The 20,944-nt window shown below is 62.1% G+C and carries 17 protein-coding genes and 2 tRNA genes; 11 read left to right on the top strand and 8 right to left on the bottom strand.

The annotated features are described in order from the left end of the window. Positions 1–2: 2 nt before the first annotated feature. Together hisH and hisB are read right to left on the bottom strand one after the other, a co-directional pair. On the bottom strand, positions 3–641 hold the full coding sequence (hisH, locus tag AC2FNL_RS13035) for an imidazole glycerol phosphate synthase subunit HisH (protein ID WP_093964827.1): 639 nt from the start codon (positions 639–641) through the stop codon (positions 3–5). Beyond that, positions 642–1,229, bottom strand: a complete 588-nt coding sequence (hisB, locus tag AC2FNL_RS13030) for an imidazoleglycerol-phosphate dehydratase HisB (RefSeq protein ID WP_496833904.1) — start codon at positions 1,227–1,229, stop codon at positions 642–644. Between the two features lie 153 nt (positions 1,230–1,382). Here hisB and AC2FNL_RS13025 point away from each other — a divergent pair, with 153 nt between their 5' ends. After that, on the top strand, positions 1,383–1,622 hold the full coding sequence (locus AC2FNL_RS13025) for an Lrp/AsnC family transcriptional regulator (RefSeq protein ID WP_050602861.1): 240 nt from the start codon (positions 1,383–1,385) through the stop codon (positions 1,620–1,622). A gap of 3 nt (positions 1,623–1,625) precedes the next feature. Here the strand turns inward: AC2FNL_RS13025 and AC2FNL_RS13020 are convergent, their stop codons facing one another. From AC2FNL_RS13020 to AC2FNL_RS13010, 3 genes are all read right to left on the bottom strand, one after another. Next, the gene (locus tag AC2FNL_RS13020; RefSeq protein ID WP_496833903.1) at positions 1,626–2,489 is read right to left on the bottom strand and encodes a GNAT family N-acetyltransferase; all 864 of its coding nucleotides are present in this window, start codon (positions 2,487–2,489) and stop codon (positions 1,626–1,628) included. 88 nt (positions 2,490–2,577) lie between these two features. Next, positions 2,578–2,652 (bottom strand) — tRNA-Gly (locus AC2FNL_RS13015). 34 nt (positions 2,653–2,686) lie between these two features. Further along, positions 2,687–2,761: transfer RNA gene (locus AC2FNL_RS13010), tRNA-Gly, on the bottom strand. A 148-nt stretch (positions 2,762–2,909) separates the two neighbouring features. Here AC2FNL_RS13010 and AC2FNL_RS13005 point away from each other — a divergent pair. Beyond that, positions 2,910–3,062 (top strand): hypothetical protein, encoded by a 153-nt coding sequence (locus AC2FNL_RS13005; RefSeq protein WP_496833902.1) that lies wholly within the window; start codon positions 2,910–2,912, stop codon positions 3,060–3,062. Positions 3,063–3,185: 123 nt separating this feature from the next. Further along, a complete protein-coding gene (locus AC2FNL_RS13000; RefSeq protein WP_496833901.1) occupies positions 3,186–4,172 on the top strand; it encodes a hypothetical protein in 987 nt (328 codons plus the stop codon). A gap of 66 nt (positions 4,173–4,238) precedes the next feature. Here the strand turns inward: AC2FNL_RS13000 and AC2FNL_RS12995 are convergent, their stop codons facing one another. Next, the gene (locus tag AC2FNL_RS12995; RefSeq protein ID WP_496833900.1) at positions 4,239–7,676 is read right to left on the bottom strand and encodes a pyruvate carboxylase; all 3,438 of its coding nucleotides are present in this window, start codon (positions 7,674–7,676) and stop codon (positions 4,239–4,241) included. A 120-nt stretch (positions 7,677–7,796) separates the two neighbouring features. Continuing rightward, positions 7,797–8,957 (bottom strand): alpha-hydroxy acid oxidase, encoded by a 1,161-nt coding sequence (locus AC2FNL_RS12990; RefSeq protein WP_496833899.1) that lies wholly within the window; start codon positions 8,955–8,957, stop codon positions 7,797–7,799. A 161-nt stretch (positions 8,958–9,118) separates the two neighbouring features. Here AC2FNL_RS12990 and AC2FNL_RS12985 point away from each other — a divergent pair, with 161 nt between their 5' ends. Beyond that, positions 9,119–11,524 carry an ATP-dependent helicase gene (locus tag AC2FNL_RS12985; RefSeq protein WP_496833898.1) on the top strand — a complete coding sequence of 802 codons (2,406 nt, stop codon included), beginning with the start codon at positions 9,119–9,121 and terminating at the stop codon, positions 11,522–11,524. A gap of 514 nt (positions 11,525–12,038) precedes the next feature. Here the strand turns inward: AC2FNL_RS12985 and AC2FNL_RS12980 are convergent. After that, positions 12,039–12,263 (bottom strand): DUF1127 domain-containing protein, encoded by a 225-nt coding sequence (locus AC2FNL_RS12980; protein WP_093964832.1) that lies wholly within the window; start codon positions 12,261–12,263, stop codon positions 12,039–12,041. A 917-nt stretch (positions 12,264–13,180) separates the two neighbouring features. Here AC2FNL_RS12980 and mraZ point away from each other — a divergent pair. Genes mraZ through mraY form a run of 7 tightly spaced genes read left to right on the top strand, consistent with a single transcriptional unit; the run spans position 13,181 to position 20,844 of the window. After that, a complete protein-coding gene (gene mraZ / locus AC2FNL_RS12975; protein ID WP_093965061.1) occupies positions 13,181–13,684 on the top strand; it encodes a division/cell wall cluster transcriptional repressor MraZ in 504 nt (167 codons plus the stop codon). Between the two features lie 4 nt (positions 13,685–13,688). Further along, the gene (rsmH, locus tag AC2FNL_RS12970) at positions 13,689–14,684 is read left to right on the top strand and encodes a 16S rRNA (cytosine(1402)-N(4))-methyltransferase RsmH (protein WP_170420589.1); all 996 of its coding nucleotides are present in this window, start codon (positions 13,689–13,691) and stop codon (positions 14,682–14,684) included. Continuing rightward, complete coding sequence (ftsL, locus tag AC2FNL_RS12965; protein WP_093964833.1) at positions 14,681–15,049, top strand: cell division protein FtsL; 369 nt, start codon at positions 14,681–14,683, stop codon at positions 15,047–15,049. Before rsmH ends, ftsL begins: the two co-directional genes overlap by 4 nt. Continuing rightward, the gene (locus AC2FNL_RS12960) at positions 15,046–16,833 is read left to right on the top strand and encodes a peptidoglycan D,D-transpeptidase FtsI family protein (RefSeq protein ID WP_496833897.1); all 1,788 of its coding nucleotides are present in this window, start codon (positions 15,046–15,048) and stop codon (positions 16,831–16,833) included. Before ftsL ends, AC2FNL_RS12960 begins: the two co-directional genes overlap by 4 nt. A 21-nt stretch (positions 16,834–16,854) precedes the next feature. After that, positions 16,855–18,336, top strand: coding sequence for a UDP-N-acetylmuramoyl-L-alanyl-D-glutamate--2,6-diaminopimelate ligase (locus tag AC2FNL_RS12955; protein WP_496833896.1), 1,482 nt, complete (start codon positions 16,855–16,857; stop codon positions 18,334–18,336). Then, a complete protein-coding gene (locus tag AC2FNL_RS12950; protein WP_496833895.1) occupies positions 18,333–19,727 on the top strand; it encodes a UDP-N-acetylmuramoyl-tripeptide--D-alanyl-D-alanine ligase in 1,395 nt (464 codons plus the stop codon). The genes AC2FNL_RS12955 and AC2FNL_RS12950 overlap by 4 nt, the downstream gene beginning before the upstream one ends. A gap of 34 nt (positions 19,728–19,761) precedes the next feature. After that, positions 19,762–20,844, top strand: coding sequence for a phospho-N-acetylmuramoyl-pentapeptide-transferase (mraY, locus tag AC2FNL_RS12945; RefSeq protein WP_093964837.1), 1,083 nt, complete (start codon positions 19,762–19,764; stop codon positions 20,842–20,844). Positions 20,845–20,944 lie beyond the last annotated feature (100 nt).

Below are 20,944 nucleotides of genomic sequence, written 5' to 3'. Positions count from 1 at the left end.
GGTCAGGGGGCCCAGGTCAGGAAGTTTCCGATCATCCGCAGGCCCACATCCTGGCTTTTTTCAGGGTGAAACTGCATTCCGATCATCGTGTTGCGGCCGATCACGGCCGTGACCGGCCCGCCATAGTCCACATGGGCTAGACGTTGCGCCGGATCGGCGACGCGGAAATGGTAGGAGTGGACAAAATAGACGTGATCGCCTGAGGTAACGCCGTTGAACACCGGGTGCTCGCTCTCGATCACCAGATCGTTCCACCCCATATGCGGAACCTTCAGCGCGCGGTCTTCGGGCTCGATCCGCACCACGTCTCCGGTCACCCAATTCAGGCCCGGCGTGTCGGTATATTCGCGGCCCGTGGTCGCCATCAGCTGCATGCCGACGCAGATGCCCAAAAACGGGCGGCCCTTCTGCTCGACCGCTTCGACCATCGCATCGTGGATGCCCTTGTGCCCGCGCAGCTCGGCCGCGCAGGCGGGAAAGGCGCCGTCGCCGGGCAGCACCAGCCGGTCGGCGCGCGCGACCACATCGGCATCCGAGGTCACGACGACCTCGCCCGCGTCCATCTCGCGCGCCATGCGTTGAAACGCCTTTTCCGCCGAGTGCAGGTTGCCGCTTTCGTAGTCGATGATCGCGGTCAGCATCTAGAGCGCGCCCTTGGTGGACGGTATCGCATCCCCCTTGCGCGGGTCGGTTTCGACCGCCTGGCGCAGGGCGCGGGCGACGGCCTTGAAGGCGGCCTCGGCGATGTGGTGGCTGTTGAAACCGTGCAACTGGTCGATATGCAGAGTGATGCCGCCATGGGTGGCCAGCGCCTGGAAGAACTCGCGCACCAACTCGGTGTCGAAACTGCCGATCTTGGGCGTCGGCAGATCCACGTTCCACACCAGAAACGGTCGGCCTGACAGGTCCAGCGCGCAGCGCACCTGCGCATCGTCCATCGGCAGATGGCACTCGCCATACCGCCGGATGCCTTTCTTGTCCCCCAGCGCCTGCGTCAGCGCCTGACCCAGCGCGATGCCGGTGTCCTCGACCGTGTGGTGATCGTCGATGTGATAATCGCCCTCGGCCCGGATCGTCATGTCAATCAGCGAATGCCGCGCTAGCTGGTCCAGCATGTGATCGAAGAACCCCACTCCGGTCTGGTTGTCATAGGTGCCGGTGCCGTCGAGGTTGACCTCGACCGAAATCGCGGTCTCGGCGGTCTTGCGGCTGATCGAAGCTGTGCGCATTGGCGAAATCCTCTTGCTACAGGGGCGCTTATAGACGGGGTCGGGCGGCCTTATCCAGCCCGATCTGTGCAATCGCAGCAAACTGTTGCAGGGGATTGCGCCCGGGCGCGGGGCGTGCCAGCCTGCGCCAAACGGAAGCAACAAGGCCACGAAATGTCCACCTGCGTTTTCATCCAGATCCGCTGCAAGCCCGGCACCACCTACAAGGTGGCCGAAGAGATCGCTCTGCGCGAAATCCACTCGGAACTCTACTCCACCAGCGGAGAATATGATCTGCTGCTCAAGCTTTACATCCCCGAAACCGAGGATGTGGGCCATTTCATTAACGAACACCTTCTGGTCATTCCGAACATCGAGCGGTCGTTGACGACAATGACCTTCAAGGCGTTCTAAGACTCAGCCAAGTTCGAACGTCGTCACGCCGAACACTCGGTTCAGGTCGATATCCGGCTCGTGGTCGGAATACATGCGCGCGGTTTCAAAGACTTTTTCCAGACCCAAAGCGTCAGCCAGTGCAAAGGCCGCCGCGTTGGGCTGTGGCATGTCGACATAGACCTCAGAGCTGCGGTGATCAGCGGGAACTTCGGCCAAAACCGCAGCCAAAAGCGCTTGCGCGATGTCCGGATCGTCGGCGAACAGAGGCCCTACCTTGTAGCCATTCAGGCAGGGGCGCAAAGTTGCATACCCGGCGGTGCGACCTTTCTGGATACAAACACGCGAGATGTGGCCCGGTGCGCTCAGCCACTCCGTCAGAAAGGCATCCCGATGCGCGGGGAACAGGGCACGGTCATAGATACGAAGGTCTTCGGACAGGCCACTGATGGGTGCGACCTCGATACTGGTCTTTGGTAAGCTGGACAGGATGCCTGAAACCGTGCCGGAGAACCGAAAATTGTTGTAGGCGAAGACAAAGCCCGACTTGCGGTAGTTGTCCTGTTGTTCGACCACCCCGTCCAAGCCCATGTTTCGCCCTGTACAATGCGCCAGCGCGTGCTGGGCGATTTCCAGACCATGACCGGATCCACGAAACTCGGGCCGCACGATATAGAAGCCCAGAAACGAAAACGCGTCGTCGTAGTTCACGGCTGAAACCGAGGCGATCATCTCGCCGTCGAGAAACCCGCCCAGAAATCCATCGGGGTCGGTCGAGCGGAAACAGATTGCGTCCTCATGACCCGGGTTCCAGCCTTCGCGTCCGGCCCAATCCACTGCGTGGCGCAGTTCTTCGGCGGTCAGCGTGCGAATTTGGTAGTTTGACATCGGGGCATCCATCTGCCTGCTGCAGGTCAGAACAGAATGGCGCAGGACCGACCGATCCGCCAGTGCTTGTTGTGGGAAGGTGGATATCTGGAGCGGGCGATGAGATTCGAACTCACGACCCTAACCTTGGCAAGGTTATGCTCTACCCCTGAGCTACGCCCGCAATCAGATATCTTGTGCGACCTTTCGGTCCTCGTTGGAGCGGGCGATGAGATTCGAACTCACGACCCTAACCTTGGCAAGGTTATGCTCTACCCCTGAGCTACGCCCGCGCCGTCGAGTGAGGCGTGAACTATAAATTCTGGCGGAAAGCTGCAAGAGGAAAAACGCACTTGGCCGGAAAAAATTTTACGACGGAACAGGTGTGCTGAGCCGTTGAAACCTACAGCCACGGATACTGACAATGGTGGAGACGGAGGGATGAACAAGGTTGAGAACATAAAACTGACTGCGCTGGTCGGAGCCATGCTTCTGAGCCTCATTGCAGGTCAGTTGGGAATCGAACCAGCAAATGAAGTTAATGATATTTTCAAACTTCCGCCCGAGGTCAATTCTCTCGAATTGAGTGGGTAACAGCGGCTTCGTTAGAATGCCAAATTTTGCCATATTCGATAACTAGTATATGCATAATGTGAGGTTTCTGCTCAAACCTGTGCCTGTTGGCGCAAGTATTTGGATACGAAAAAGGGGATTGGCATGCATTGGTTTATTTCCTTGTCACGGGTTGTGGCGACATCTTTGTTGCTGACCGGGGCAGTTAGCTTCGTTGCGGTGTTGGCTACGCCAGATATCGCCATAGCCAAGAACGGGAATGGCAATGGTGGCGGAAATGGTAACGGTGGTGGAAACGGAAATAGTAACGGTGGCGGCAACGGGAACGGTGGCGGCAACGGAAATGGCAAAAGCGCCGAAAAATCCAGTGCCAGCCTCGGAGGATCTGCGCGCAGCACCAAGGGGGGGGCCGGCCAAGGCAAGGGTTTTCTCGCCGGTCTCGGTCTGGCTAAGCCAAAGGCACAACGAAAGAACACCAAAACTACATCTCGGGCCAAAGGGCAGAACGGTTTTGCGGCCAAACTCGACGAATTCTTCACCGGGAAAAAGAAAGTCGACAAACCCATCCGTAAAGCGCGGGTAGCGGCGTCAATTGTCGAGGAGCCGTATGTCAAGCCAATCAAGCACGGCAAAATCGCGTCCGAGCTCAAGGGCTTGAATGCCGCGCATGCCAGCCAGACTGCCCTGATGAATGCGGCCCCGAACAGCATGCCGGGCAAGCTTTACAGCTATCAGCAGAGTATACTTGGTTTCTCTGGCGCGACAGAGGAGCTTGAAATGCGCGAACAGGAACTGTCCGAACTGGAAGGTCTGACCGAGGCGGAGATCGAGGACCAATTCGTGCCAATTGAAGAAGAAGCAGCCGAGGGCATCACCGCACAGGACAAATACGAGGATGCCGTGGCCGAAGCGCAGCAGGCTGTGACTGAAGCCGAAGAAGCCTTGGCAGGGGCGGACGATCCGCAGGAAGCACTGGATACCTTGACAGGCGGCCGTGACTTGTCTGATCCGGCTCTTCATGAACTGCACGATTTGTTGGGCTTGCCAGCACCGATCGAGGAAGAGGTTTCGATCGACAGCACGCCGGAACAGTTGCCGCAGCAGCCCGTCGCGGAGTCCAGCGACGGTTGAACTAGCCTGTTCGGATGAAAAAAGGCGCGCTTGATGGCGCGCCTTTCTGTGTTTTAACGGTTTGGGTCACTCCAGCTCGACCAAAAGGTCCTTGGCGTCGATCTGGCCGCCGGGCTGGACATGCACTGCCTTCACGGTGGCGTCGCGCTCGGCATGGATGCCGGTTTCCATCTTCATCGCCTCGATGGTTAGCAGAAGGTCGCCTTCTTTGACCTCTTGCCCGGCGGTGACGGCGACAGTCGAAACCACGCCCGGCATCGGCGCGCCGACATGGTTGGCGTTTCCGACCTCGGCCTTGGGGCGCTGTATGGTCGAGGCCTGGACCATCCGGTTGGGCACCCGGATCACGCGGGGCTGACCGTTCAGTTCGAAGAACACCTTCACTTCGCCCTTCTCGTCGGTCTCGCTGATCGCCTGGCACCGGATTTCCAGAGTTTTGCCGGGGTCGATCTCGGCCGAGATCTCCTCTCCCGGCTCCATGCCGTAGAAGAAGGTGCGGGTGGGCAGGGTGCGTACCGGGCCATAGATCCGGTGGCGGCCCATGTAGTCCAGGAACACCTTGGGATACATCAGGTATCCGTTGAGGTCTTCGTCATCGACCTCCTTGCCCTCCAGCAGTTTCGACAGCTCCGCGCGGGTGGCCTCCAGATCAACCGGAGGCACGTCTTTGCCCGGCCGTTCGGTGTTCGGCTTTTCGCCTTTCAGCACCTTGGTCACGATCGTCTCGGGGAAACCACCCGGAGGCTGTCCCAGATTGCCGCGCATCATGTCGATGACCGAATCGGGGAAGGCCACGTCGGTCGAGGGATCCTCGACCTGCTCGCGCGTCAGGCCCTGGCTGACCATCATCAGCGCCATGTCACCCACCACTTTCGAGGACGGCGTCACCTTGACGATGTCACCGAACATCTGGTTCACGTCCGCATACATCTGCGCGACTTCGTGCCAGCGTTCCTCCAGCCCCATCGAGCGCGCCTGCGCCTTGAGGTTGGTGAACTGGCCGCCCGGCATTTCATGCAGATAAACCTCGGAGGCGGGGGCCTGCAGCCCGGATTCGAAGGCCGCGTATTGGCCGCGCACCGCCTCGAAGTAGTCGCTGATCTCGCGGATCGCCTTCACGTCCAACCCGGTGTCGCGGTCGGTGTGGCGCAGGGCCTCGACCACGGTGCCCAGCGTCGCCTGGCTGGTATTGCCCGAGAAGCTGTCCATCGCGCAGTCCACCACGTCCACGCCCGCCTCGCTGGCCGCCAGGATGGTGGCGCTGGCGATGCCGGCGGTGTCGTGGGTGTGGAAGTGGATCGGCAGGCCGACTTCTTCCTTCAGCGCGCGGATCAGTACCCGCGCGGCGGCGGGTTTCAGCAGGCCGGCCATGTCCTTGAGGCCCAGAACATGGGCGCCGGCGTCGCGCAGCTCCTTGGCCATGCCGACATAGTATTTAAGGTCATATTTGGCGCGGTTCGGATCAAGGATATCGCCGGTATAGCAGACGGTACCTTCGCAGATCTTGCCGTTCTCGATCACCGCGTCCATCGCCACGCGCATGTTCTCGACCCAGTTCAGCGAGTCGAACACGCGGAACACGTCGATATTCTTGGCGGCTTGGCGCACGAATTCCTGCACCACGTTGTCGGGATAATTGGTATAGCCCACCCCATTGGCGCCGCGCAGCAGCATCTGGGTCATCAGGTTGGGCATGGCCTCGCGCAGGTCGCGCAGGCGCTGCCAAGGGCATTCCTGCAGGAAACGATAGGCCACGTCGAAAGTCGCCCCGCCCCAGCATTCGACGCTGAACAGCTGCGGCAGGTTCGCGGCATAGCTGGGTGCCACGCGGATCATGTCGATCGAGCGCATCCGGGTCGCCAGCAGCGACTGGTGCCCGTCTCGCATGGTGGTGTCGGTAATCAGCAGCTGGCGCTGGGCCTTCATCCAGTCGGCCACGGCCTGCGGGCCTTTCTGTTCCAGCAGGTTGCGCGTGCCCACCAGCGGTTCGGCCTTGGGCGCGGGGGGCTTGGGTTCTTTCAGGTCGGCGCGCGGGCGCGGGCGATCCTTGGTCTCGGGGTGCCCGTTGACCGTGATGTCGGCGATGTAGGTCAGAACCTTGGTGCCCCGGTCGCGGCGCTTCTTGAACTGGAACAGCTCGGGCGTCTCGTCGATGAACTTGGTGGTGTATTCATTCGACAGGAAGGTCGGATGCTTCAGCAGGTTCTCGACAAAGGCGATGTTGGTTGAAACGCCGCGCACGCGGAACTCGCGCAGGGCGCGGTCCATGCGGGCGATCGCCTTTTCCGGAGTCGGCGCCCAGGCAGTGACTTTGGTCAGAAGCGAGTCGTAATACCGGGTGATCACCCCGCCCGCATAGGCCGTGCCACCATCCAGCCGGATGCCCATGCCCGTGGCCGAGCGATAGGCCGTGATGCGCCCATAGTCGGGGATGAAGTTGTTAAGCGGGTCTTCGGTGGTGACGCGCGTCTGCAGCGCGTGGCCGTTGAGGCGGATCTCGTCCTGGCTGTCCTTGCCGGTGGCCTCGGCCAGGGTCTTGCCCTCGGCGATCAGGATCTGCGCCTGCACGATGTCGATGCCGGTGACCTCTTCGGTCACGGTGTGTTCGACCTGGACGCGGGGGTTCACCTCGATGAAGTAGAACTTGCCGGTCTCCATATCCATCAGGAATTCGACCGTACCGGCGCATTCATAGTTCACGTGCGCGCAGATGCGGCGGCCTAGGTCGCAGATCTCGGCGCGTTGCTCTTCGGTCAGATAGGGGGCAGGGGCGCGTTCCACGACCTTCTGGTTTCGGCGCTGGACCGAGCAGTCGCGTTCATACAGGTGATAGATCTGCCCGTGTTTGTCGCCCAGGATCTGCACCTCGACATGGCGGGCGCGGGTGATCATCTTTTCCAGATACCCCTCGCCATTGCCGAACGCGGCCTCGGCCTCGCGACGGCCTTCCAGAACCTTCTCTTCCAGCTCGTCTTCGGAATAGATCGGGCGCATCCCGCGGCCGCCGCCGCCCCAGCTTGCTTTGAGCATCAGCGGATAGCCGATCTCGGCCGCTTCCTTGCGGATTGCGTCCATGTCATCGCCCAGCACCTCGGTCGCCGGGATCACCGGCACACCGGCGGCAATCGCCACCTTGCGGGCACTGGCCTTGTCGCCCAGGGCGCGCATGGTCTCGGCCTTGGGGCCGATGAAGGTGATGCCGTTCTGAACGCAGGCATCCACGAAATCGGGGTTTTCCGACAGCAGGCCATAGCCCGGGTGGATGGCGTCAGCGCCGCTTTCCTTGGCGACGCGGATGATCTCGTCGATCGACAGATATGCCGCGACCGGGCCCAGACCCTCGCCGATGCGATACGCCTCGTCCGCCTTGAACCGGTGCAGGCCCAGCTTGTCCTCCTCGGCATAGACGGCAACGGTGCGTTTGCCCATCTCGTTCGCGGCGCGCATCACGCGAATGGCAATCTCACCCCTGTTGGCGATCAGGATTTTCTTGAAGTCAGTCATGGCAAGTCCCGGTCTTTTGCATTTGGCCGTGTTAATAGACCGAGTTTGCACACAGATATATCTGTAGTTCTGGGTAGAACCGGCATGTTATCGCTCGCAAACGCCGCCTATTGCGGCGTTTTATGGCACATGCTGCATCGCGGCATCAATGTTTGCGTTAACATCCGGCAGATCTTTTAGCGTTGCGGCACCCAATTGTCCCATATTTGCAAGCATGTCCTGTCGCAGAATATCGATGACATGGGTCGGGCCGCGCGCGCCCAATGCTGCAACGCCATAGAGGAACGCCCGCCCCAGCATGACCAGATCGGCGCCCAAGGCGCGCGCCCGCAGAATGTCCAGCCCGCCCGAAATCCCGCTGTCGAAGATCAGCGGCAGGTCGGTCGCGGCGCGGATGGCGGGCAGCATGTCGACGCTGGCCGGCGCGCCATCGAACTGGCGGCCGCCGTGATTCGACACCCACAGCGCGTCGATCCCGGCCTGTTTCAACCGCTCGGCATCCTCGGGGCGCAGCACGCCCTTGATAATGAACGGCCCCTGCCAGTGGTCGCGCAGCCATTTGACGTAATCCATGCCCGGAGAGGTCCTGAGCAGGTATCCGATATGCGCCGTGGGCGGCAGGTTGGCGGTGCCGTCGATATATTTGTCCAGCGTACGCATCCGGGGCTTGCCGTGACGTGCCATGCCCCAGGCCCAGGCCGGGCGGGCGACGATCTGCGCCAGTAGGCGCGGCGTCAGGAGCGGCGGATGGGTCAGGCCCGAGCGGGTCTGCCGTTCCCGGCGCGAGGCCACGGGCACATCGACGGTCAGCACCAGCGTGCCGAACCCGGCGGACCGGGCGCGGGTCAGCAGGTCGGCGCGAATCTCGGGGTCTTTGGGCGGGTACATTTGGAACCAGGCGTCGGGGCCGATATGTGGGGCCATGTCCTCGGGGCTTTGGCTGGCGACGGTGGACAGAACATAGGGAATGCCCACCTGCGCGGCAGCGCGCGCCATCAGCGCCTCGGCCCCCGGCCAGACCAGACCGCACATCCCGATCGGGGCCATGCCGAAGGGCAGCGGATGGTCGCGCCCCAAAAAGCGGGTGCCGGTGTCGAATTCCAGCGGGCCTTTCAGGATGGCGGGCAGAAACCCGATCCGGTCCAGCGCCGCCCGGTTGCGTCTCAGCGCGGTCTCGGCCCCAGTGCCGCTGTCGACATAGTCCCAGACAAAGCGCGGCAGCCGGCGGCGTGCGCGGCGTTTCAGATCCTCGATGCCTGGATAGGTGCTTTGCAGGTCCATGCCGATTGATCCGACCTGCCGCGCGATTCGGCAAGGGTTTCAGTCGGATGCAGCCCGCGCCTGACGGCTCAACCAGCGCTGCGAAAGAAATTCGCAAAACCGTGCGAACAAGCCGTGAACAAACCCTTTCCCTCGGCGCGCTTCCGGCTTAGTTTGGGCGCATGAGCAGTTTCGATGAAAATGACGCCGTCAGAGGTGTTCCGCTTTCCCAACGAGCTTCGGTTGTTGGAGCGTCGCAGATAAAGGCGCACTTGAAATGGTTAAACGAACCACAACTGAAAGCCGCTACAACACTCGAAGGGCCTTTGTTGGTACTTGCTGGCGCCGGCACGGGAAAAACGCGGTGCCTGATATCGCGTATTGCCGAAATACTCGACGAACGCAGCGTGAGATCTGATCAAATCTTAGCGGTCACGTTTACGAACAGGGCCGCGAAGGAAATGAAGGAGCGTGTTCAAAAGTACCCTGTGAATGTAAGCAAGGGTTTGATGTGGATGGGCACGTTTCATGCGATCTGCGTCAAGCTGCTGCGCCGCCATGCGGAGTTGGCGGGGCTGAAGTCGAACTTCACCATTCTGGATACAGACGACCAGCTGCGCCTGCTCAAGCAACTGGTGCAGGCCGCCAATATCGACGACAAGCGCTGGCCCGCGCGGATGCTGGCCGGCATCATCGACGACTGGAAGAACCGTGCCCTGACCCCCGACAAGGTGCCCGCCGCCGATGCCGGGGCCTACAACAACAAGGGCGTCGAACTTTACGCTCAATACCAGACCCGCCTGCGCGAGTTGAACGCGGTGGATTTCGGCGACCTGCTGTTGCACATGGTCACTATCTTCCAGAACCACCCGGACGTGCTGGAACAATACCAGCGTTGGTTCCGCTACATCCTGGTGGACGAATACCAGGACACCAACATCGCCCAATACCTGTGGCTGCGGCTGTTGGCCGGTGGGCACAAGAATATCTGTTGCGTGGGGGACGATGACCAGTCGATCTATGGCTGGCGCGGGGCCGAGGTGGGCAACATCCTGCGCTTCGAGAAAGATTTTCCCGGCGCCCATGTGGTGCGGCTGGAACAGAACTACCGCTCGACCCCGCACATCCTCGCCGCCGCCTCGAACGTCATCCGCGGCAATGAAAGCCGTCTGGGCAAGGAGTTGTGGACCGACAAGCCCGAGGGCGAAAAGGTCCGCCTGATCGGCCATTGGGATGGCGAGGAGGAGGCCCGCTGGATCGGCGAAGAGATCGACGCCATGCAGGGGGGCACCCGTGGCGTGCGGCCCATGTCCTTGGACGAAATCGCCATCCTCGTGCGCGCCAGCCACCAGATGCGCGCCTTCGAGGACCGGTTCCTGACCATCGGCCTGCCCTACAAGGTGATCGGCGGCCCGCGATTCTATGAGCGGATGGAGATTCGCGATGCCATGGCCTATTTCCGGCTGGTGGTTTCCCCCGATGATGATCTGGCCTTCGAGCGGATCGTTAACACGCCCAAACGCGGCCTTGGTGACAAGGCGCAGCAGACGATCCAGCGCACCGCGCGCGAACATGGCGTGTCGCTGGTTCAGGGCGCGCGGATCGCTGTGGAGCAAGGGCTGATCAAGGGAAAGGGCGGCGCAGCTCTGCGCGAACTGGTCGACGGGCTGGCGCGCTGGAACGCGATGACCCGCGGCCCGCGGATCGAGATCGAGGATGATGCGGTCATCGACGACGGAACCGCGCCCGTGCGCTATGGCCCGCCCGAGGTGTCGCATATCGAACTGGCGCAGATCGTGCTGGACGAATCCGGCTATACCGCCCACTGGCAGAACGACAAGACGCCCGAGGCGCCGGGCCGCCTGGAAAACCTGAAAGAACTGGTCAACCAGCTGGACAATTTCGAGAACCTGCAAGGGTTTCTGGAGCATGTCAGCCTGGTGATGGACAACGAACAGGACAGCGGCGGGCCCAAGGTCTCGATCATGACCCTGCACGCGGCCAAAGGGCTGGAGTTTCCCGCCGTGTTCCTGCCGGGGTGGGAGGACGGGCTGTTCCCCTCGCAACGGTCGATGGACGAATCCGGATTGAAAGGGCTCGAGGAAGAACGGCGGCTCGCCTATGTGGGAATCACCCGCGCCGAAGAGGTCTGCACCATTTCCTTCGCCGCCAACCGGCGCGTGTTCGGGCAATGGCAGAACGCGATGCCTTCGCGTTTCATCGACGAATTGCCCGAGGACCATGTCGAGGTGCTGACGCCTCCGGGCCTCTATGGTGGCGGGCAGATGTCGGCAGGTATCGAGACCCGCGCGGCGCAGGCCAATGTCTACAACTCGCCCGGCTGGAAACGGATGCAGGCGCGGCAGGGGCAATATGGCATGTCGCAGCCGCGCGAATCCCGCAACACCGTGATCGACGCGACCGCCGTGGCCAGCTTCACGCTGGGCGAGCGGGTGTTCCACCAGAAGTTCGGCTATGGCGGCGTGGTCGGGATCGAAGGGGACAAGGTCGAGGTCGAGTTCGACAAGGCCGGAACAAAGAAGGTCGTCGCGCAGTATCTATCCGCAAAAGACGACGTTCCGTTCTGATCCAGCGGAATGTGCCTGCCGGCACATGCTCGATTTGTTGATTGGCGCCCGGTCCTGCCCGTGGTGCCTTTTTCATGCCCGAAAGAAATAAAACGGCGGTTCCCAGGGAGGAGGAGGGAACCGCCGTTCTTGTCAACATCAGAGCAGGGAGGAGGAGAGCCCCGATGTATCCGAACCCGGGTTTTCCCCGGTATCTGAAGCGCGCGGTGACACCAGGGAGGAGGAAGGGTGCCACCGCGCTCTTTTCACATCGGGAAGGGAGGAGGAGAACCCGATGTATGCGTTTCCGGGTCTGGCCCGGTATTCGAAGGGCGCGGTGGCATCAGGGAGGAGGAAGATGCCACCGCGCGCTTTCAACATCAGAGCAGGGAGGAGGAGAGCCCCGATGTATCAGCATCCGGCAGGTTGAGGCCGGTATAGGGTGCGGCAGCATCAGGGAGGAGGAGAGATGCTGCCGCTGAAATACAGGTCCTATGGGAGGAGGAGTGGACCTGATCTCGGTGTTTCGTGGCGCTCAGCGCGCGAATTGTTCTTCGGCGGCCTGCATGGCCAGACGACGGATCATCGAACGGTGAAGGCCCAGATCGGCCAGCTCACGGTCCGACAGTTCCGACAGTTCGTTCACCGTCTGGCGGTACACGCGATAGCGTGCGATACGGGTCTTCATGGTCTCGATCAGAGAGGCGAAACCAAATGTCGATGCGCTCTTGTGTGCGCTGTTGGTGCTTGCGACTGCCATGTTCGTTACCCAATCATCTGTCGTTTCCGCCGCGATGTTCCGGCGCTTGCTTGAGACTGAAGATAGGCAAATGCTGCGATTGCACAATACCGGACAGGATCAATGCTGCTATGCAGCAAGTGCATAGATTGACTGCCGGAATCCGGACACCCGAAAATATGCCTTTAAAATATGGATATTTTCGTTAGCGCGAACTGCGGGGCATTGCTCGGGTCTGGCTGCCGTCCATCATTTTGATGAAAATTTGCGCGCGTAAACGTGGAATTTGTGCGGTTCAGGATTGCGCGATTTTTGTGCGTCTGGGTCAACTCCCGATTTGGGTGGGGTCATGGGACTTTGTGGGACTGGCGGGAATTGGTGGGAAATCCGGGGCGGTCTCTCCGGGGCTCGGCCAGGATCGCAGGGTGATTCGGCGCCATATGGCCGAATTAGTGAGGGTATTGGACGGACTCAGGGTCGTTCCACAGAAAATGTGGGAAATCGTGGGAAAAATTTTCCAGCGCGATATTTGTCTATATGTTGTGTTGAATTGGTTTATTACGTCTAACTGTGGACAGATTTCATGTTTGCGTATGAATTTCTACTGCTGTAGTTTTCCGAATCTAACCTTCTTGGAAAAAAATCTCATTGATTTCCATGAATTCCCATGGCATCCCTTATTCATCCGATGAGGACGAGGCACATGGGGCGCCAAACGACCCCGAACCAAAAATAAACAGGTTTCATACAGGCATCTCGCTTTCATCACTCAAGAGATCCGGCGCGCGGGCGAGCAGACATCCCCCCAGGTGGCGCGCGCAGCTGGACATCCCGCGAAGCGGGTCAATGCGGCGGGTTGATCAGTGGCAGCAGATCAACCCGCCGTTTTTCATCCGGGGGAAGACGTAGGTGGGGCGCAAGCGAAAGGGACAGTCGTCTTGGCGCGCAGGTTTAGAGGTGAAAGCCACCACAAGGTGGACGCGAAGGGCAGGGTGTCGATCCCGGCCTCGTTTCGCCGTGTGCTCGAGGCCTCGGACCCCAACTGGCAGCCTGGCGACAATCCCGAACTGGTAATCGTATACGGTGACCACCGCCGCAAATACCTTGAATGCTATACTATGGAGGCGATCGACGAGGTCGACGCCAAGATCGACGCGCTGCCGCGCGGCTCGATGCAGCGCAAGATGTTGCAGCGCCTGTTCCACGGGCAGTCTTTCCCGACCAACGTCGATGAAACCGGACGCCTGGTGTTGCCGGCCAAGCTGCGCAACAAGATCGGGCTGGAAGGCGAGGCGTTCTTCATCGCCGCGGGCGACACGTTCCAGATCTGGAAGCCCGAGACATACGAGGCCGAGGAACTGGCCGCCACCGAAGACTGGTTGGACGAACTGCCCGAGGATTTCGATCCGATGCAGTTCCTTGACGGCATCGAAGGTGCGTGACGGCATGGCCGGCGCGGATCACACTTCATCTGATAAACCCCACATTCCCGTTCTGCTGCGCCCGTTGCTGGACGCGGTTCATCCGGTATCTGGCACGTGGCTGGATGGCACCTTTGGTGCAGGCGGCTATACCCGGGGTTTGCTTGAGGCTGGCGCCGACACGGTTATCGGTGTCGATCGCGATCCGTTGGCCTTTGAAATGGCGGCGGAGTGGGCAGCCGTATATGGCGATCGGCTGGTGATGCAGCCGGGTGTCTTTTCTCGCATGGATGAATACGCCAGCAACCTCGATGGCGTGGTGCTGGACCTTGGTGTCTCGTCCATGCAGCTGGATCAGGCCGAGCGCGGCTTTTCCTTCATGAAGGACGGCCCACTGGACATGCGCATGAGCCAGGAGGGCGAAAGCGCAGCTGATCTGGTCAACACCGCGACCGAGGAACAATTGGCCGACATCCTGTTCCACTATGGCGAAGAGCGGGCCAGCCGCCGCATCGCGCGCGCCATCGTCAAGGCCCGCACCGAGTCGCCCATCACCACCACCCTGCGTCTGGCCGAGATCGTCGAATCCTGCCTGCCGCGCGCCAAGCCCGGACAATCCCATCCGGCCACTCGGTCGTTCCAGGCGCTGCGCATTGCGGTGAATGCCGAATACGAGGAGCTGTTCCAGGGCCTGATGGCCGCCGAGCGCGCGTTGAAGCCGGGCGGGCAACTGGCCGTGGTCACCTTCCACTCGGTCGAGGACCGGATGGTCAAACGCTTTTTCCAGTCGCGCGCGGGCAAGACCGGCCGTGCCAACCGCTATGCGCCCGAGATCCAGCAGGATCAGCCGCAATTCACATTGAAGACCCGCAAAGCCATCGGACCCGACCCGCAGGAGTTGCAGGACAACCCGCGCGCGCGCTCGGCCAAGTTGCGGGTTGCTGTTCGTACCGATGCTCCGGCGGGGGAAATTGATGCCCGCGCCATTGGCATGCCCATGATCGGGGGAAAGGCAAGATGAAGAGTATTCTGTTTGTATTGACCGCCTTGGGTGTTTTCGGGCTCGCTTTGTGGGCCTATCAGGAAAACTACCGCACCCAACAGGTACTGAAGGAAACCCAGTCTCTGCAGCACCAGATCGGCGCGGCCCAGGCTCGGCTGGCTGTATTGCAGGCCGAATGGGCCTATCTGAACCGCCCCGACCGACTGCGTGAACTGGCCGACCTTAATTTCGAGCGTCTGGGCCTTCTGCCGCTGCGCGCCGAGCAATTCGGACGCGCTGACCAGATCGCCTATGCCGAGGATCCCGACCTGCCCATCGCCGACCCGATCGAACTGCAGGCGATCACGGACACCCAGGCCCTGGGCGAGGTGCAGATCCCATGACACGCACACCGCTCCGCCCGCTTGCCCGCATCCTTGAGGCCCGTGCCCGCGGGGAAAACCCCAAGGTGATTGAGCGCGAGAACATCCGCCGCCGCCACGAAGAGATGAAGGACCGCGCCCGCGCCCGCGCCGAGGGGCGGTTGCTGGTGCTCAGCGCGTTTTTCTTTGCGGCATTTGCCGTTGTCGGGTTCCGGATGGGCGCTTTGGCTACTTCGGAGGCGCAAGAACCGCTGGCGAGCGCCCCGGGCGCGTCGATTGCCATGCAGCGGGCAAATATCGTGGACCGCGAGGGCCGAATCCTTGCGACCAACCTTGATACCTATTCCGTTTATGCCCAGCCTCCGCTGATGATCGACCCGATCGCGGCCGCGGAAAAGCTGGTGGCGATCTTTCCGGATCTGGACAAAGAGCGGTTGGTCAAGGACTTCACCGGCAAGCGCAAATTCCTGTGGATCAAAAAGCGTATCTCGCCCGAGCAGAAGCAGGCAGTGCACGACATCGGCGATCCGGGCATCCTGTTTGGCCCGCGCGAAATGCGGCTCTATCCCAACGGCCGGCTGGCCGCGCATATCCTAGGTGGCTCCGGCTTTGGGCGCGAAGGCGTCTCGGCCGCCGAGGTGATCGGTGTGGCCGGGGTGGAAAAACAGTTCGACGACTATCTGCGCGATCCCGCCAACGGAACCAAGCCGCTGCAGCTGTCGCTGGACCTGACCGTTCAGGCGGCGGTCGAGCAGGTGCTGGACGGCGGCATGAAGATTATGAACGCCAAAGGCGCCTCGGCGGTGCTGATGAACGCCCATACCGGCGAAGTGATTGCTGCCGCCTCGTTGCCATCGTTCGACCCGAACGACCGTCCGCGCCCGCCGACCTCGGGCTTTGACCCCTCGGACAGCCCGCTGTTCAACCGCTATGTGCAGGGGGTGTACGAACTGGGCTCGGTCTTCAAGATCTTCACCGCCGCGCAAGCGGTCGATCTGGGGCTGGTCAATGCCGACACGATCATCGACACCTCGGGGCCGATGAAGATCGGACGTTTCCCGATCGGCGAATTCAACGGCAAGAATTACGGCAAGATCAGCGTGGCCGATGTGATCGTGCACAGCTCGAATCGCGGCACCGGGCGGTTGGCGCTGCAGATCGGCGCCGAGCGCCAGCAGCAGTTCCTGGACGCGCTGGGCATGTTCGACCCCACGCCGTTCGAGATCGTCGAGGCCAAGGGTGGGGTGCCGCTCAAGCCCAAGAAGTGGGGTGAATTGAGCACCGTCACCATTTCCTACGGCCACGGCCTGTCGACCAGCCCGATGCATCTGGCTGCGGGCTATGCGGCCATCGCCAATGGCGGGCATTATGTCAGTCCCACGATCCTGCGCCGCAACGGCCCGCAATACGGGCCGCGCGTGATGTCGGAAAGCGCGGCCAAACAATCGTTGATGATGCTGCGCAAGGTGGTGACGGATGGAACCGCCAGCTTTGGTGACGTTCCGGGCTATGCTGTGGCCGGCAAAACTGGCACCGCCGACAAGCCCAAGCCGCGCGGCGGCTACTATGATGACAAGGTGATCGCCACCTTCGCTTCGGTTTTTCCGGCCTACGATCCGAAATATATACTGATCGTTGCGCTGGACGAACCGTCGATCCTGGCCTACGGCGAAAAGCGCCGCACGGCAGGCTGGACGGCGGTGCCCGTGGCGGCCGAGTTGATCGGCCGCATCGCGCCGCTGCTGGGGCTGCGTCCGCGGCTTGAGCCTGAGGATCGCGCTGCTATAACGCTGACCTCGAATTAGGCAGTCCGACAGAGGTGGGTCATGGGCGCAAGGTCAAAGAAACTCAGCCAGCTGGCCCTGACCGCGCGCGGCGGTGCCGACCCGGAGATTACCGGGCTGGCCGTTGACAGCCGTCAGGTCAAGGACGGCTTTTTGTTCGCGGCGCTGCCGGGGACGCGCGTGCATGGGGGCGAATTCATCCAATATGCCCTGCGTATGGGGGCCGCCGCCATTCTAACCGATGCCGAAGGCGCGCGGATCGCCGCTGATGAACTGGCCGCCTCGGACGCCGCCCTGGTGGTGGTGCAGGACCCGCGCCAGACGCTGGCATACACCGCCGCATTGTGGTTCGGGGCGCAGCCGCGCACCATGGTGGCGGTCACCGGCACCAACGGCAAGACCTCGATTTCAACCTTCGTGCGCCAGATCTGGACCGAGTTGGGACACATGGCCGTCAACCTCGGCACCACAGGGGTCGAGGGCGCGTGGACGGCACCGCTGGCCCACACGACGCCCGAACCCATCACCCTGCATCGCTGTCTGGCCGAGGCCGCCGAGGCCGGCGTGACCCACGCCGCGATGGAGGCCTCGTCGCATGGTCTGGAACAGCGCCGGCTGGACGGCGTGCATCTGACGGCGGCGGGGTTTTCGAATTTCACCCAGGATCACCTGGACTATCACGCGACGTTTGAGGCGTATTTCGCCGCCAAGGCCGGCCTGTTCGACCGGGTTCTGCCGCAGGACGGAACGGCCGTGATCAACATGGACGACCCGAAAGGCGCCGCGATCCGTGATATCGCGCAGGCGCGCGGTCAGACAGTATTGACCGTGGGCAGCGGGGACGCTGATCTTTGCCTGTTGAACCAACGGTTTGACGCCACCGGGCAGGATTTGCGCTTTGCCTGGCGCGGCAAGACCTTCCAGATCCGGCTGAACCTGATCGGCGGGTTCCAGGCGGAAAACGTTCTGCTGGCCTGCGGATTGGTCATTGCCAGCGGTGACGACCCCGACCATGTCTTCGACACCCTGCCGCATTTGACTACGGTGCGGGGGCGGATGCAGTTGGCCGCGACCCGCAGCAACGGGGCTGCGGTATTCGTCGACTACGCGCACACGCCCGATGCTGTGGCCACCGCGTTGCAGGCACTGCGTCCGCATGTGATGGGCCGGTTGATCGCCATCGTCGGCGCGGGCGGCGACCGGGACGCGACCAAGCGCCCGCTGATGGGCCGCGCCGCGGCCGAGAACGCCGATATCGTCTTTGTCACCGACGACAACCCGCGCTCGGAAGACCCCGCAGCCATCCGCGCCGCGGTGATGGCCGGGGCCCCCGACGCAACCGAGGTTGCCGACCGGGCCGAGGCCATCCTGCGCGGCATCGATGCATTGCAGCCGGGCGATGCGCTGCTGATCGCGGGCAAGGGGCACGAGACCGGGCAGATCGTGGGTGACCAGGTTCTGCCCTTCGATGATGTGGAGCAGGCCAGCATCGCCGTGGCCGCACTGGACGGGAGGGTCGCATGACACTCTGGACCGCATCCGAGGCCGCCGCCGCGACGGGCGGACGGGCCACGACCGACTGGCAGGCGGGCGGCGTGTCCATCGATACGCGCACCCTGCAACCGGGCGACCTGTTCGTGGCGTTGAAGGCGGCGCGCGACGGGCATGATTTCGTGGCGCAGGCGCTGGAAAAAGGGGCCGCCGCCGCGCTGGTGACGCACGTCCCGGACGGCGTGGCCGCCGATGCGCCATTGTTGATCGTCGACAACGTGCAGACCGCGCTCGAGGCGTTGGGCCGCGCCGCCCGTGATCGGTGCAAGGCCCTCGTGGTCGGGGTGACGGGCAGTGTCGGCAAGACCTCGACCAAGGAGATGCTGGCGACCATCCTGTCGGATCAGGGCCGCACCCATGCCAGCGTCGCCAGCTACAACAACCATTGGGGCGTGCCGCTGACTCTGGCCCGGATGCCGCGCGACACCGAATATGCGGTGATTGAGATCGGCATGAACCACCCCGGCGAAATTGCACCCCTGGCGCGGCAGGCTCGCCCGCATGTGGCGCTGGTCACTACCGTCGCCGCCGTTCACCTAGAGGCGTTCGAGTCGGTTGCTGGCATTGCCCACGAAAAGGCCGCCATCTTTGATGGGCTGGAGGCCGGCGGCACTGCCATCGTGAACGCTGACCTTGATCACACCGATATCCTGCGCACCTGTGCCGCCCGGCATGGCGCTGTGATCGTGGATTTCGGCCGCACCGCATCGGATTATCGGCTGACCGGCGTGACCCAATCGCCCACGGACATTCACGTCACCGCCGAAGTTATGGGCCAGCCTTTCGCCTTCGACGTGCAATCGGCGGGGACGCATTTTGCCATGAACGCCCTGGGCGCGCTGGCTGCCTGCGTCGCGCTGGGTGTCGATCTGGACGCGGCCATTGCCGGCCTGGCCAAATGGGTGCCGGTCACGGGGCGGGGCGTGCGCGAGACGCTGGCCCTGCCGGATGGCGGGCAGATCGAACTGCTGGATGACAGCTACAACGCCAATCCGACTTCGATGGCGGCGGCGCTGGATGTGCTGGCGGCAGCGCAGGGCGCACGGCGCATCGCCTTTCTGGGCGACATGAAAGAGCTGGGGCCCGATGAACGCGCGATGCACGCAGCCATGGCAGAAGTGCCGGCCATGAGGCAGATCGACAAGGTGCACTGCATCGGTCCGTTGATGCGGGCGCTGCACGAGGCGTTGCCCGAGGACAAGCGCGGGCTGTGGTTTGAGACCAGCGCCGAAATGGTTCAAGAGCTTCCGCAGCTGGTTCGGGCGGGCGATGCCGTGTTGGCCAAAGGCTCCCTCAGCATGGCGCTGGCACGGATTGTTGACGGTTTGCGGAAAATGGGGCAAGTGGGCGCGCTTGATGCATGACCACCCATGACCGCGGTGTGAGAAAGGTTTTGTAATGCTCTATTGGTTGACCAGCCTGTCGGACGGAGGGGATTTCTTCAACCTCTTCCGCTACATAACTTTCCGCGCAGGCGGCGCCTTTCTGACGGCCCTGATTTTTGGCTTCCTGTTCGGCAAGCCGTTGATCAACGTTCTGCGTCGGAAACAAGGCAAGGGTCAGCCAATTCGGGATGACGGCCCCGAGGGGCACTTTACCAAGGCCGGCACGCCCACGATGGGTGGTCTGCTGATTGTAGGTGCCCTGGTGACGTCCACGCTGATTTGGGCGCGGTGGGACAATCCCTATGTGTGGATGGTTCTTTTCGTCACGCTGGCCTATGCGGCCATCGGATTCGCGGACGACTATGCCAAGGTGTCGAAGCAGAATACCAAGGGCGTTTCAGGCAAAATGCGCCTGGCTTTGGGCATCATCATCGCCGCGCTGGCCGCGCTGTGGGCGACGCTGCACCACCCGGAGATGCTGCAGAACCAGCTGGCCGTGCCGATCTTCAAGGACACGCTGATCAATCTGGGTATCTTCTACATTCCGTTCTCGATCGTGGTGATCGTGGGGGCGGCGAATGCAGTGAACCTGACCGACGGGCTGGACGGGCTAGCCATCATGCCCGCGATGATCGCGGCGTCGACTTTGGGCGTGATCGCCTATGCGGTGGGTCGCGTCGACTTTACCGAATATCTGGACGTGCATTATGTGCCCGGCACGGGTGAGATCCTGATCTTCACCGCCGCGCTGTTTGGAGGCGGGCTTGGGTTCCTGTGGTACAACGCCCCGCCCGCCGCGGTGTTCATGGGGGATACCGGGTCTTTGGCCTTGGGCGGTGCGCTGGGCGCCATCGCCGTCGCCACCAAGCACGAGCTGGTTCTGGCCATCGTCGGCGGCCTGTTCGTGGTCGAGGCGTTGAGCGTGATTATCCAGGTGCTGTATTTCAAACGCACAGGGCGGCGGGTCTTCCTGATGGCGCCGATCCATCACCACTATGAGAAGAAGGGGTGGGCCGAACCGACTATCGTGATCCGGTTCTGGATCATCTCGCTGATCCTAGCGATGATTGGCCTTGCAACACTGAAAGTACGGTAAGGCTCCAGCCGGGCGCGGTGGGCCTGCGGCCCGCCTGTACCCGTTGGGCCCGGCTCGCGCCGAGGGCGCGAGCCTGACGCCGCCCTTGCCAAGGGTCAAT

It is taken from the genome of Ruegeria sp. CRTD044 (assembly GCF_059613485.1).
This window is presented reverse-complemented; position numbering and strand designations above follow the sequence as displayed.

Coding starts and splice junctions, on each gene's coding strand:
- hisH (WP_093964827.1), bottom strand. CDS start 641: ATGCTGACCGCGATCATCGACTACGAAAGCGGCAACCTGCACTCGGCG.
- hisB (WP_496833904.1), bottom strand. CDS start 1,229: ATGCGCACAGCTTCGATCAGCCGCAAGACCGCCGAGACCGCGATTTCG.
- AC2FNL_RS13025 (WP_050602861.1), top strand. CDS start 1,383: ATGTCCACCTGCGTTTTCATCCAGATCCGCTGCAAGCCCGGCACCACC.
- AC2FNL_RS13020 (WP_496833903.1), bottom strand. CDS start 2,489: ATGTCAAACTACCAAATTCGCACGCTGACCGCCGAAGAACTGCGCCAC.
- AC2FNL_RS13005 (WP_496833902.1), top strand. CDS start 2,910: ATGAACAAGGTTGAGAACATAAAACTGACTGCGCTGGTCGGAGCCATG.
- AC2FNL_RS13000 (WP_496833901.1), top strand. CDS start 3,186: ATGCATTGGTTTATTTCCTTGTCACGGGTTGTGGCGACATCTTTGTTG.
- AC2FNL_RS12995 (WP_496833900.1), bottom strand. CDS start 7,676: ATGACTGACTTCAAGAAAATCCTGATCGCCAACAGGGGTGAGATTGCC.
- AC2FNL_RS12990 (WP_496833899.1), bottom strand. CDS start 8,957: ATGGACCTGCAAAGCACCTATCCAGGCATCGAGGATCTGAAACGCCGC.
- AC2FNL_RS12985 (WP_496833898.1), top strand. CDS start 9,119: ATGAGCAGTTTCGATGAAAATGACGCCGTCAGAGGTGTTCCGCTTTCC.
- AC2FNL_RS12980 (WP_093964832.1), bottom strand. CDS start 12,263: ATGGCAGTCGCAAGCACCAACAGCGCACACAAGAGCGCATCGACATTT.
- rsmH (WP_170420589.1), top strand. CDS start 13,689: ATGGCCGGCGCGGATCACACTTCATCTGATAAACCCCACATTCCCGTT.
- ftsL (WP_093964833.1), top strand. CDS start 14,681: ATGAAGAGTATTCTGTTTGTATTGACCGCCTTGGGTGTTTTCGGGCTC.
- AC2FNL_RS12960 (WP_496833897.1), top strand. CDS start 15,046: ATGACACGCACACCGCTCCGCCCGCTTGCCCGCATCCTTGAGGCCCGT.
- AC2FNL_RS12955 (WP_496833896.1), top strand. CDS start 16,855: ATGGGCGCAAGGTCAAAGAAACTCAGCCAGCTGGCCCTGACCGCGCGC.
- AC2FNL_RS12950 (WP_496833895.1), top strand. CDS start 18,333: ATGACACTCTGGACCGCATCCGAGGCCGCCGCCGCGACGGGCGGACGG.
- mraY (WP_093964837.1), top strand. CDS start 19,762: ATGCTCTATTGGTTGACCAGCCTGTCGGACGGAGGGGATTTCTTCAAC.